At 39.0% G+C, this 13,214-nt stretch carries 12 protein-coding genes; 9 read left to right on the top strand and 3 right to left on the bottom strand.

Annotated elements, in window-relative coordinates; genetic code table 11:
* From cydD to QCD85_RS09680, 3 genes are all read left to right on the top strand, one after another.
* Positions 1–1,752 carry a thiol reductant ABC exporter subunit CydD gene (gene cydD, locus QCD85_RS09690; RefSeq protein WP_301262451.1) on the top strand — a complete coding sequence of 584 codons (1,752 nt, stop codon included), beginning with the start codon at positions 1–3 and terminating at the stop codon, positions 1,750–1,752.
* Positions 1,749–3,572, top strand: coding sequence for a thiol reductant ABC exporter subunit CydC (gene cydC, locus QCD85_RS09685; RefSeq protein WP_301262450.1), 1,824 nt, complete (start codon positions 1,749–1,751; stop codon positions 3,570–3,572). The genes cydD and cydC overlap by 4 nt, the downstream gene beginning before the upstream one ends.
* A 204-nt stretch (positions 3,573–3,776) precedes the next feature.
* Positions 3,777–4,643 (top strand): alpha/beta fold hydrolase, encoded by an 867-nt coding sequence (locus QCD85_RS09680; RefSeq protein ID WP_301262449.1) that lies wholly within the window; start codon positions 3,777–3,779, stop codon positions 4,641–4,643.
* A gap of 49 nt (positions 4,644–4,692) precedes the next feature.
* Here the strand turns inward: QCD85_RS09680 and QCD85_RS09675 are convergent, their stop codons facing one another.
* Positions 4,693–5,433, bottom strand: a complete 741-nt coding sequence (locus QCD85_RS09675; RefSeq protein WP_301262448.1) for an SDR family NAD(P)-dependent oxidoreductase — start codon at positions 5,431–5,433, stop codon at positions 4,693–4,695.
* 170 nt (positions 5,434–5,603) lie between these two features.
* On the opposite strand from QCD85_RS09675, the gene QCD85_RS09670 reads away from it, so the two are divergent.
* Together QCD85_RS09670 and QCD85_RS09665 are read left to right on the top strand one after the other, a co-directional pair.
* On the top strand, positions 5,604–6,470 hold the full coding sequence (locus QCD85_RS09670; RefSeq protein ID WP_301262447.1) for a LysR family transcriptional regulator: 867 nt from the start codon (positions 5,604–5,606) through the stop codon (positions 6,468–6,470).
* 142 nt (positions 6,471–6,612) lie between these two features.
* On the top strand, positions 6,613–7,623 hold the full coding sequence (locus QCD85_RS09665) for a cation diffusion facilitator family transporter (protein ID WP_274172770.1): 1,011 nt from the start codon (positions 6,613–6,615) through the stop codon (positions 7,621–7,623).
* A gap of 145 nt (positions 7,624–7,768) precedes the next feature.
* On the opposite strand, the gene QCD85_RS09660 is transcribed toward QCD85_RS09665, so the two are convergent.
* Positions 7,769–8,080 carry an ArsR/SmtB family transcription factor gene (locus QCD85_RS09660; protein WP_273616311.1) on the bottom strand — a complete coding sequence of 104 codons (312 nt, stop codon included), beginning with the start codon at positions 8,078–8,080 and terminating at the stop codon, positions 7,769–7,771.
* 298 nt (positions 8,081–8,378) lie between these two features.
* Here QCD85_RS09660 and QCD85_RS09655 point away from each other — a divergent pair, with 298 nt between their 5' ends.
* The 3 genes from QCD85_RS09655 (at position 8,379) to QCD85_RS09645 (ending at position 11,770) form a co-directional block, all read left to right on the top strand.
* The gene (locus QCD85_RS09655) at positions 8,379–8,768 is read left to right on the top strand and encodes an ArsR/SmtB family transcription factor (RefSeq protein ID WP_441005612.1); all 390 of its coding nucleotides are present in this window, start codon (positions 8,379–8,381) and stop codon (positions 8,766–8,768) included.
* On the top strand, positions 8,758–10,986 hold the full coding sequence (locus tag QCD85_RS09650) for a heavy metal translocating P-type ATPase (RefSeq protein WP_301262446.1): 2,229 nt from the start codon (positions 8,758–8,760) through the stop codon (positions 10,984–10,986). The genes QCD85_RS09655 and QCD85_RS09650 overlap by 11 nt, the downstream gene beginning before the upstream one ends.
* A gap of 313 nt (positions 10,987–11,299) precedes the next feature.
* A complete protein-coding gene (locus QCD85_RS09645) occupies positions 11,300–11,770 on the top strand; it encodes a C40 family peptidase (RefSeq protein WP_273612548.1) in 471 nt (156 codons plus the stop codon).
* A gap of 116 nt (positions 11,771–11,886) precedes the next feature.
* Here QCD85_RS09645 and QCD85_RS09640 read toward each other — a convergent pair whose 3' ends face one another.
* Positions 11,887–12,378, bottom strand: a complete 492-nt coding sequence (locus QCD85_RS09640) for a DinB family protein (protein ID WP_273612547.1) — start codon at positions 12,376–12,378, stop codon at positions 11,887–11,889.
* Positions 12,379–12,535: 157 nt separating this feature from the next.
* Here QCD85_RS09640 and QCD85_RS09635 point away from each other — a divergent pair, with 157 nt between their 5' ends.
* A complete protein-coding gene (locus tag QCD85_RS09635; RefSeq protein ID WP_301262445.1) occupies positions 12,536–13,093 on the top strand; it encodes a CGNR zinc finger domain-containing protein in 558 nt (185 codons plus the stop codon).
* The last annotated feature ends 121 nt before the right edge of the window (positions 13,094–13,214 follow it).

The raw sequence follows: 13,214 nt of genomic DNA, 5'->3' as shown, positions 1-13,214 counted from the left end.
ATGGGTAAAGGGCTAATCCAACTACAAGGCATCAAACCGATTATGGCATTAACAGGTCTATTCACATTCATGCAGACAATCGTTATTATTATGCAGTCATTATGGTTGGCAGAAGCGGTCTCCGGTTTATTTACCGGGGATTCTCTTCATCGTCAGCTTGGTCATGTCTTCGGATTCGTAGGTGCTCTGGTTGTTCGACAATTATTATCAGTAATCATGCAAAAAATAGCATATGATTTCGCAGAGCGGACAGGCAGAAGTATGCGCAAGCTGATGATGGATCAATTATTTGAACTTCGACCTACATTTGCAATAGGGCAGGGGACAGGTAATCTTGTAACACTTGTGCGTGAAGGTATATCCAAGTATAGAACATATCTGGAGCTGATTATTCCGCGTATGATGTCTAATAGTCTCACTCCGCTATTGATCGGCATTTTTATTTTAAAGTTAGATTGGATCTCGGCACTGATTCTGGGAGCTGTATTTCCGTTATTGATTATTTTTATGATTTTACTTGGCTTGGCTGCGCAAAAACAAATGGATAAGCAATGGGCAACATATCGCGTATTATCTAATCATTTTGTCGATTCATTAAGAGGACTTGAGACTTTACGCTTTCTCGGTCGCAGTCGTGCGCATGAAGAAACGATAGGACGCACCAGTGAACGTTATCGTAAAGCAACGATTTCTTCGATGCGTGTTGCTTTTTTATCTTCATTTGCTCTGGATTTCTTTACGATGTTATCTGTTGCTTGTGTAGCGGTGAGTCTGGGGCTTCGCCTTGTCCATGGCACTATCATTTTAGAACCGGCGTTAACGATTTTGATACTTGCACCTGAATTTTTTGTGCCTATTCGTTCATTAGGAGCGGATTATCATGCCACGATGGATGGCAAAGAAGCTGGTGAAGATATTCAGCGGATTATCCATACCTCTACCACGATCGGTACAGTAGATGCACAGAACACTAGCGATATGTATCGTTCTAAGCCTGTATGGTCAGCTTCCAGTCAGATGGTATTGAATCAGCTTTCTGTACAGCATGATGCAGAAAGCAACTTCTCTTTTGAACAGCTTAATCTTCGTATTGGAGGTTATTGCAAAATGGGTATTATTGGTGAAAGTGGAGCAGGCAAATCAACACTGATCGATGTATTAAGTGGGTTTCTTACACCTACACAAGGAGAAGTCCTATGGAAGGATAGTCTAGGAGAAAGTTATCCGCTCAATTCTAATATCTGGCGTCAACAAACGACATATATTCCACAGCATCCTTATCTATTCAGTGGCACATTAGCAGATAATCTTAGATTGTATGAACCTGAAGCAACCGATGAGCAATTATGGCAAGTCATTCGTGATACAGGATTATATGATCTGGTCAGCCAATTGCCTCAAGGTATCGAAGAACCGGTTGGAGGAGCTGGACGTACACTCAGTGGAGGTCAAGAACAACGTGTTGCGCTTGCACGAGCTTTGTTAGGGCAACGGCAGATTATGTTATTAGATGAGCCGACAGCGCATTTAGATATAGAAACAGAGTATGAATTAAAGCAGACCATGTTAGAGCTTTTCAATAATCGATTTGTGATTCTAGCTACTCATCGGATGCACTGGATGGTGGATATGGATTGGATTATTGTATTAGAACATGGACAGATTGTAGAGCAAGGCACTCATGAACAATTACTAGCACGTCAAGGTGCTTATTGTCGTCTGATTGATAGTCAATGGGGGGAGAGCGCATGAGCAGTCAGGGATGGGTGATGTCTTATATGCGTGTTCATGCGTTTCGATTTGCAGGTATTATTGCTATTGGCGCATTGACGCTACTGTCAGCAGGGATGTTGACTTTTACATCAGGATTTTTAATTTCCAAAGCAGCCTTACGTCCAGAAAATATACTGATGTTATATGTACCGATTGTAGGAGTACGCGCATTTGGGATAGGCAGATCGGTGTTGCGCTATGTAGAACGTCTGCAAGCTCATGATGCGGTACTCCGTGTATTATCCAAAATGAGAGTGCGTCTATATCGAACGTTGGAGCCTCAAGCATTACAACTGAAGTCACGTCATCAGACAGGTGATCTATTAGGCATGATGTCTGACGATATCGAATCTCTGCAAAATATGTATGTTCGTACTATTTTTCCAGGTATTACTGCACTGATTATGTATGGAGCGGTTGTCTGTGCGCTCGGTTGGTTTGATATGTCTTTTGCAATGTTGATTGCTGTGTATATTTTGATTCTGATTGTGATTGTACCGACCTTTTCGCTTCTGATGACACGTACATTTCAGAAAAGACTTAAAAGCAATCAATCTGCGCTCTATCGTCACTTAACCGATGCTGTACTTGGACTAAGCGATCTGATGATTAGTGGACGAGCAAGTGAATTTGTGAATCAGTATGAAGAGAGTGAACGTCAGGCAGCCGTATATGAACGTAAATTAAGCCGTCACAAACGTTATATCGGTCTAATTACTCAGACAGTTATCGGATTGATTGTCGCACAGATGGCAATCTGGGCAACGTCGCAAGTAGGAGAAAATGGAATGGATGCGACATTATTAGCTGCTTTTATTCTAGTCGTTATTCCACTTGCAGATGCGTTTATCCCTGTGACTGATGCGGTGCAGCGTATTCCTGTATATCAAGAATCACTTCAACGTCTAACACAGATCGAACAATCAACAGTTTATCCCAATAAAGAACATGCTCGATCTTCTCAAAACTTCACGGATCTTGCTAGCATCAATGATTTTTCCAATGATGATCAATTCTTTATTGAGAAAGCTACTAGACCACCTGCTATTACATTAAAAGAGACTTGTTATAGTTATCATGAGCCAAATGAGTATGCAGTCAACAATATAAGTATAGAAGTAAAGTCCGGTCAAAAAATAGCTATTATCGGTCGTAGTGGAGCAGGTAAGTCGACCTTGCTTAAATTAATACAGGGTGCTTATCTTCCTCAGCAAGGACAGATTTATATTCAAGGTAAAACAATAGCAGAGTGGGGCGATCAGATTACAGAACAAGTATCTGTACTGAATCAGAAACCTTATCTCTTTGATACCAGCCTACTAAATAATATTCGTCTTGGTCGTCCAACAGCGACAGAAGAGGAAGTCAGACAGGTGATAGAGCAAGCACAATTAAGCGAGCTGATTGCTTCTTTACCAGAAGGAGATCAGACTCCGATGCGTGAAGCCGGTCAGCGCTTCTCAGGAGGAGAACGTCAGCGTATTGCTCTTGCACGTGTATTGTTGCAAAATACGCCGATTGTGATTCTGGATGAGCCTACAGTCGGTCTAGATCCACGTACCGAACGTGAACTTATTCGTACGATACTGCAAAGCTTACAGGGCAAAACATTGATCTGGGTTACCCATCATCTGCTTGAAGTACAGCAAATGGATCATATTATATTTATGGATCAAGGAAAGATTGCGATGCAAGGGACTCATGAACACTTAATTGATTCTTCCGAACGTTATCGCAGATTATATCAATTAGATCATCCCCAGTGGCGACAACGTACACTAGAGAAAGTATACACATAATATAAGTAAGATATAACGTTTTTAAATGATGATGCAGCATAATAAAAAGCAAAAAGGCTGTCTACTGATCTATTCGGTAAACAGTCTTTTTGCTATGTATTGTAGAATGTGTCTCATCATTGGGTAATGCTTAAAGAGATATGTTGAAAAAGATATATTAGCAAACATCACAGTAATATATACCGCTAAGGAGGCAAATTAGATATGGCTCATCAAGTAGAAAATGTTATCGAACATCGATTTGCTGAAGTGAATGGAGTGAAATTGCATTATGTGATCGGTGGAGAAGGCCCTACGGTTATGTTATTGCACGGGTTCCCGGACTTCTGGTATACATGGAAAGAACAGATTCCAATGTTAATAGAAGCGGGTTATCGTGTGGTGGCTCCTGATCTACGTGGATACAACCTTTCTTCCAAACCAGAAGGTGTCGATTATTACAGTATCGATACATTATGTGCAGATGTAAATGGATTAATTGAACATTTAGGCGAAGAGCAAGTGTTTCTGACAGGGCATGATTGGGGTGGTAATATCTCATGGTATTTTACAATGATGTATCCACATCGGGTTCGCCGTTTGGCAATACTCAATATGCTCCATCCCGAGCGTTTGCAGACAGGATTGCGTACATTACCGCAACTGCGTAGAAGCTGGTATATGTTCTTTTTCCAGATTCCCAAGTTGCCTGAGAAAGCTCTAGCACGAGATAACAATCATATGTTACGAACTATTTTCAAAAAAGAACCGAAAGAGCCTTTTTCCGATCAAGAAGTGCAAGTGTATCTCAAAGCTTTTGAGCAAAAAGAAACGCTCAGTGCGGCTATTAATTATTACCGGGCTATGTTCCGCCGTTCAGCAGAAACCAAAAAAGCACAGATGCGCAAAATTGAGCAACCTGTACTTATTTTATTTGGTGATCTTGATCCACATTTATCTAAAGACCTTGCTGATCCACTACCAGAATGGGTACCAAATACAGAAATTCATCATTATGACGATGCAACACACTGGATACAGCATGATAAGCCAGCAGAAGTAGGCAATCGATTGATACAATTTTTTAGATAACGTTTTTCAAATCATACTTAAATAAACAGAAATCTTTTATATAGAAAACTTATAATGTTTGCCCATTATCGACAGTCACTAGCTGACCGGTCATTGATTCTTGTTGTAAAATAGCACAGATTAATGAAGCAATATCAGCAGGCGTTGATATTCGTTCTAATAATAACTGTGTTGTCAAACGTTTCATTTTGTCTTCATTTCCAGTCCACCAACGTGTGTCTACTGCACCTGGAATAATGCAATTAACGCGTATATGTGGAGAAAGTGCTCTTGCTAACGATTTGGTTAACGTATGAACAGCACCTTTGGAGACAGCATAAGGAAGCGAAGAACCGTAGCCTGTACTGCCTGCAATACTACCTAGATTGATAATAGATCCTTGATGTGCCTTTTTCATCCATGGGGCTACCGCTTGAGCACAATAAAACATTCCTTTGACATTAATATTGTATAGCTCATCCCAGATATCATCAGTGATCTGTTCCAAATCAGCAAAAGGCAGTTGTCTGGTTATACTGGCGTTATTCACCAAGCCATCGATTCTGCCATACGTATGGATGACTTCTGTAATCATATCTTGTACTTGATGTTGCTTAGATACATCGGCTTGAATCGTGATAGCTTGTCCACCATTTTGATTAATTTGTAGAGCATTTTCTTCTGCTTGTAGCTGTGAACGGGAGTAATTGATGACTACTTTTGCTCCTTTTTCAGCAAGTTGTAAGCATGTTGCTTGTCCTATTCCTGTGCCTCCGCCTGTGACGATGACGACTTTGTCAATCCAGTCCATGTTTAGCGCTCCTTTAGCTTTATACTCGTTTGTTATTTCTTTGTATAGTGTAAAAGAAGATAAAAGGTCTGTATAATAGTTAGAAATGATATTGGGTATTAAAAATAATGATATCCAAATGAACTGTGTTATACATATAAGAGAAATAGTAAAGAAAGGTGGCAATGGGTTTGGAAAGTAGTGATTTGCGTATTTTTCGGATTGTAGCTCAAGAGCAATCTATTTCCAAAGCGGCACTGAAAATGGGATATGTACAGTCAAATATTACATTACGTATTCAGAAGTTGGAAAAAGAACTGGGTCAATCTCTATTCGATCGTAGTAATAAAGGCATCACGATTACAGAAGCAGGGCAACAATTGTGGAGCTATGCAGATCAGATTGTAGATTTATTAGATGAAGCTACTCGCGTTTTGAAAGTAAAGTTGCCGTCATATCAATTACAATTAGGAGCAACACCGACTGTAGCGGCTTCCAGATTACCGCAGTGGTTACTTACTTATTATGAAGAAAATAGGGATGTAGATGTATCTATTCAAACGCATGGACAGATCGAACTAATGAATCAAGTGGTTAATCACAAGTTGGATGGAGCTTTTATTAGCAGTCAATACCATCATCAAGATATTCAATCGGTCTTTGAATACAATGAACAATTAGTGATTGTATCTGCTGGTCATATTCATACCGAATCAGAATTACTCCAACAACGGTTAATCGTTAATACATTTCCTGATTGTCCGTATCGAAAATGTTTAGAAGAGTGGTATCACACTAAGAGTAAAAGTCATTCCCTTCAACAACTACCTCGTATAATAGAAGTAGATACAGTAGAAGCTATTATTCGTGGAGTCACTGACGGACTAGGTATATCCTTATTGCCAGAGCGGATCGTTCGTTCTTATCCACAACTTCATAGTCATACGTTACCAATACCGTTGCAACAAGCGCGTATTCAATTTGTGGTTTCGAAGCAGAATTCACCTTCTATAACGTTATCTGCATTTATCAATCTGCTAATCCATAGTGAACATTAATTGATGATTTAGTGAAATGTTATCCTATTCACTTTGCAGAACTTGCAGATTAGATGTAGGTAAACTATAATATATGAATAAGTGCTCATATGTTATTTTAATCAATATAATATCTATTAATAAAGAATAGAGGTGCAGGTCAATGAGTAGTAAAAGTCATACCCATGAAGAACATACTGCATGCGACCACGATCATGAAGATCATCAACATTCTAAAGGGAAAAAGCATAGTCATTCGCACAGTCATGGACATTCCCATGGACACGGACATTCACACTCGCATGGACATGGTGCTAACAAAAATGCGTTGAAATTATCGTTCTTTCTGATTGCAAGTTATATGATCGTCGAAGTGATCGGTGGACTTATGACTAACAGTCTTGCTTTGTTATCGGATGCAGGGCATATGCTTAGTGATGCAGCGGCTCTTGGACTGAGTTATCTAGCGATGACATGGGGTCAGAAACAAGCCAGTAAATCCAAAACGTTCGGTTACAAACGTTTCGAAGTATTAGCTGCTTTTATTAACGGTCTAGCTTTGTCAGTGATTTCTATTTATATTTTCTGGGAAGCTTTTCAACGGTTTGCGAATCCTCCAGGGGTTATGAGTGGGGGAATGTTGACGATTGCTGTTATTGGATTGCTGGTTAATATCGCAGCGGCATTTATATTAATGAAAGGCGATACTTCGGAAAATTTGAATGTACGTAGTGCTTTTCTACATGTTTTAGGAGATCTACTGGGTTCAGTCGGTGCGATTGTTGCCGCTTTGTTAATTATGTTCTTTGGTTGGAATCTAGCCGATCCGATTGCAAGTGTAATTGTAGCAGTATTGGTAGTGCTTAGTGCATATCGTGTGACCCGCGATTCGATCCATATTCTAATGGAAGGTACACCTGTTACTATCAACACCGATGAGTTAGAACAGTCTTTGCTTCGTATAGACCATGTTGTAGAAGTACATGATCTGCATGTATGGGCGTTATCTTCAGATATTATATTGTTAAGCTGTCATATCGTTACTGAAGATCAGGCTTATCATAGTGTCGTTATGCAGCAAGCACAGAAATTAATTAAAGAAGATTATGAAATTAAGCATATTACTATCCAGATGGATACACCGGGTATTCAGTGTAATATTGCGCATCAATAGCCGATGAACATCAAAAAGGGATCTACACTGTAACGGTGTAGATCCCTTTTTTGTATAGTGATGATTGCAAGCTATAAAGTAAGCCGAAATATCAACACTTCTATTTCAGTCGCTTACATTAGCTTGTGTATACATCAAATTGCTTTTATTTATGGGTTAAATGTTCATGGGTCTGTAGAAAAATTTCTTCTACATGATAATCATCTAACGAATAAAAAACCGTTTTACCAACTTTGCGTCGCTTCACAATACGCATATTACGTAAATAACGCAATTGATGCGAAATAGCAGACTGAGTCATATCTAATACACTGCACAGATCATGAACACATAACTCTTTTTGCGACAGAGCATAGATTAATCTAATGCGTGTTGGATCTCCTAATGCTTTGAACAATTCAGCCATATCGACAGCAGTTGTACCGTCAATAAGCTCATCTTTTATTTGTGCAAGCATCTGTTGTGAAGCTTCACTGCTATGGTTACACTCGTCTATAATAGCATCCGACTCCAATATGCTCACCTTCCTAACACGAAGTAATAAAGTTGTATAGAATCTTTTTCGTACACCTAGTATACCAAAGATCGTTGAGATTACGAATAGCATAATATTTATAATCCATTGCAGAGTAAGAAGATGGGTGAAAAATAGAACGTATCACAAAAAAATAACCTTCTATTATCAAACGTATTAGTCTATACTAATATATAACGTATCAGTGTAGACTAATATGATAACGAAAGGATGTACAATAATGGAAACTAAAATGGAAAATAACAATTGTATCGAAACCAAAACATCGCTAGATACTCGCACTAAATTTATACGTGGATTTTCAGATAAAACACGTCTGCAAATACTAGATTGCTTATTGGAAGAAGAAAAAACAGTAAGCCAAATTGTAAATGCTATTCAGGGAAATCAATCAAATATTTCTCAACATTTATCTTGTCTTAAAGGATGCGGCATTATTACAGGGCGACAAGAAGGAAAATATGTCTATTATCAGCTAGCAAATCAAAAAATCAAATTATTATTGACTATGTTCGACGAAGCCTTAGAAGAAGTTGAATCTAAAGTAGCTTGCTGCGAACAAAATGAAACATTGCTTCCTACACAGGGCGGTGTAGAGCATGGAGCATAAAGAAGAAACCAAGTCATGTTGTTCTACAGCTTCTACGTGTTCAAGCAAGATCAGTGCTACAGATCAAGAGCGTGCTAATGATACTGTATCTCTCAGTGCATTTCCTCCTTCTTTTCTAACGGTAAATGGAATACCGTCTACTGAATATGCTATTCAAGGTATGGATTGTCCTTCTTGTGCAATGACGATTGAGAAAAGTCTTAAAAAATTAAAAGGCGTGCAATCGGTTCAAGTTCATTTCTCTACAGGCAAAATGAATATTGCGGCGACTACTGAACCTGATCGAATTATGCGTGAAGTGAAGCGAGTAGGCTTTGGTATAGCTCCTACAGCAGAAGACCAGATACCGAATCAGCCTACATTTTGGCAAAGTTGGCTACCTACATTATTATCTGGAGGATTGCTAATTATTGCTTTTATCTTTACATGGTTATCAGTTTTACCGATGATCGCAACGATATTATATGGTGCTGTTCTTGTGATCGGTGGATACAAACCGGTTAAAAGTGCTTTTTTTGCAATCAAAAGTGGATCGCTTGATATGAACGTATTAATGTCGGTAGCCGCGATAGGGGCTGTATGTATTGGACAGTGGGGCGAAGGGGCAACAGTGGTATTTTTGTTTGCACTAGGGAACACGTTGCAACAAATGTCATTAGAGCGTACCCGTCATTCTGTCAAAGGATTACTGAATCTGGTTCCTGCCTCAGTATGGATCATGCAAGGGGAGAAGATGATCCAACGTTCTGTAGACGATATAGAGATCGGTGAGACCATTATCGTCAAAGCAGGCGACAAAATTCCTTTAGACGGAATTGTTACTACAGGAGATTCGCATGTAAATCAAGCACCAATTACAGGGGAATCACAGTCGGTAATCAAGCAAAATGGAGATCTTGTATATGCAGGTACATTAAATGAAGAAGGATTGTTAACGATTCAGGTGACTACTACAGTCAAAGATACTGTAGTAGCGCGTATGATTCATATGGTTGAAGAAGCACAAGCTAACAAATCTCCACTACAAGCACTGGTAGATCGATTTGCCAATAGATATACACCGATCGTTTTTGGATTAGCGATTATTGTGTCTGTTGTGCCACCTTTAGTATGGAATGCCAGTTGGTCAGAATGGTTTTATCGCGGATTGGAATTGTTAGTGATTGCATGTCCTTGTGCATTAGTAATCTCAACCCCGGTTGCGATTGTATCAGCAATAGGAGTTGCAGCCAAGCAGGGAGTGTTAATCAAAGGTGGCTCTGCGTTGGAAGCGATAGCAGGTTTGCAGATAATAGCCCTGGACAAAACAGGCACATTAACAGAAGGCAGACCTCATGTAGTGAACACGTATCCTATAGCCGTTACAGAAGCAGAATTATGGAGTATTGCCAGTTCGATCGAACAGCAATCATCTCATCCTATTGCTCTGGCGATTACATCGTATGCAGAACAACATCATATTCCGCAATTACCTGTAACTTCTGTACAGACTATAGCAGGAAAAGGTGTACAAGCTTGTATAGATCATCAGACGTATTATGTAGGACATTACGGATGGTTAGAAGAGATAGGCGCACCGGTACAATATATTACAGAGCAAATGCAACAACTTCATGATAAAGGTGTATCTATTATGGTTGTCGGTTCTATCGAACGTATTCTAGGTATTATTACTGTTGCTGATCAAGTTCGCTCTACAGCGTCAGAGACATTGCAACAATTAAAATCAGCAGGAATCGAATCAACGGTAATGTTAACAGGAGATCATGAACGTATTGCTTATCAAGTGGCTAATGCAACAGGAGTAGATCAATATTTTGCTCATTTACTACCCGCCGATAAAATGAACCATATCAAAAATTGGCAACAGACAGGTAAAAAAGTAGCGATGGTAGGCGATGGAATCAATGATGCACCTGCACTCGCAACAGCCGATATCGGTATAGCGATGGGCGGAGCAGGAGCAGATACAGCGATTGAGACGGCGGATATCGTACTGATGGCAGATCATTTAGAAAAATTACCTTATGCAATCAATCTAAGCCGTCAGACATTACGTATTATCAAACAAAATATTTGGTTTTCGATAACGATCAAATGTATCGCTTTATTATTTATTTTCCCCGGTTGGCTTACATTATGGGTAGCTGTATTAAGTGATACAGGGGCAGCATTATTAGTGATTTTAAACAGTTTAAGAGTACTCAAAAGTAAGTAAAAAGAACAGGAGCCTTCGAAGTTAGATGAAGGCTTTTTGGTTTTGAAACAGTTTTTTGTAAAATAATTGATGACAATAAATTTACTATTGTCATCTTTTTTATTGTAAGACTGTCACCTTAAAAACTGGCGAAAATCACGAAATATACACATTTTTAGCGAAAAACAAGCAAAAAAGTTTGTTATAAAGTTTGACAAGATACATCCTTATGCCTTAAAGTGGTCAATAGTTACAAAATATTAATATTTGCCGAGTTTCAAATTTGAATTCCAAATTGATTTACTCTACAGGCATCGAAGGGAGAATTTTTTTAGTGAAGAAAGTCGTATTATCGCTACTTGGCGCTGCAATCATTTTCTCAGCTCAGCCAACAAATACTTTTGCTAGCACATCTAATCTTGATCAAGCCGTTAGCGGTGTAATGGGAACACCTTACGTTTGGGGAGGTACAACAACCAACGGATTCGATTGTTCCGGTTTTACACGCTACGTTTTTAATAAATTCGACATAGAATTACCGCGCACAGCTAGTGTGCAAGCGAAAATGGGTACATACGTATCAAAAAGTAATTTAAGTGCTGGTGATCTTGTTTTCTTTAATACAAGTGGACGTGGAATATCTCATGTAGGCGTTATGGTAGATGGTAGAAATTTTGCACATGCTTCAACAAGTCATGGTGTAACGATCAGCAGTCTGTCTGAAGCTTATTTCCAAAATCGTTATGTAACGGCAAGACATGTTGTAAGTCAATGGGCATATCAAAGTATGATGGAAGAAAAATAAAAAAAGACCGCGATTATGATCGCAATCCTTTTGAACGTTATACGTATATTTATCACATAAGCTGTGAATATTCCAAATCCCTTTGTCATTATAAGGGATTTTTATTTTGTCTATGATTAGATTCTCCAGCTTCCTTGCAATCTCCGAATAAGTACAATTTGACCAGCATGATAAGCATCATGAGGAAGCCAACGCGCAATAGCTTGTCCCCACGTCTGATCGCCAGCAGGGCGAATCTCCTGTAATTTTATTTCATCCCATTTGGCAAGTTCTAACTCAATCGCTCTGGCAAGTCGTCTAATCTCTTGAAGAGCTTGTTGCCATTGTTCTTCATGGTCTGCACTATCATGATACTCAAAAGTTTTATTGTTATTTTCGGCACGAGGGCCTGGATCAATATTTTGCATATGACATAATAATTCATGATTGTAATAATTCATATGATGTACCAATTGCCAGATACTATTTCCGCCACCAGGTGGAATCCATGCGGCTTGTTCACTTGTAAGACCTTCTAACGCTACAGATAAAGGCACAATCCAATCTTCGTGTTCCCAAATATCTTTTTTCTGCAAAAGAAGTAGATCTAACATGTTCGTATTCGTCATAAGATCCTCCTAATTGCCAGTAGATGTAACTGGCTAATGATATACTAAAGCGTTACAATACATATACCACAAAACAAAGGAATGTAACCATCTTTCTGTAATAAAGGTCGTTACTGATTATCGAACATCAAGAAAAAGGCAAAAGGAGTACAGGGCAATGGATACTTTATGGACAGATTTTATCAACAGCGATTGGCATGATTTTCGAGAAAGTGGTAAGCATGAAGATCGCTTGGTACTGACTTCATGGCAACAACGTTTTGTAGAGGATTGGAAATTAACAGCATCTGTTCCGGCATCAACAAGCGAGTTACAGTCATTACACTCACTGCGAAAATTACTGCATGATTATGCAATAGCGCTTGCCAACGGTTCGTCAGCAGATCAGATCAACTGGGATCAATTGAATAAGATTATGGCACAAGTTCCTGTGATTAGACAGTGGAATAATAGTGATGGAAGCAGACAGTTAGCCTATGTACCGTTAACTGGGGATTGGAATAGCGTGATGGCTGATATTGTATCGGATTTCGTGCATACTGTGCTAGATCAAGATATTCATCGTATTCGTATCTGTGATAATCCAGATTGTCGCTGGGTCTTTTATGATGATACACGTAGTCGTACCAAGCGTTATTGTGAAGATAAAACATGTGGGAATTTAATGAAAGTTAGACGATTCCGCGCTAAAAAAGGCTCCCAAAAACCCAAATAAAGTCATATTTTTACATTATAATCATTGACAAAAGCATCTATTACATACATTATAGATATTATATATCTGTAATAGACTTTAAATAATGAAAGAGGGATACCAATTACAAACGATATATCAA

Origin of the sequence: Paenibacillus sp. PsM32, from assembly GCF_030433815.1 — a bacterium.
Classification (GTDB): Bacteria; Bacillota; Bacilli; order Paenibacillales; family Paenibacillaceae; genus Saccharibacillus; species Saccharibacillus kyungheensis.
This window is presented reverse-complemented; position numbering and strand designations above follow the sequence as displayed.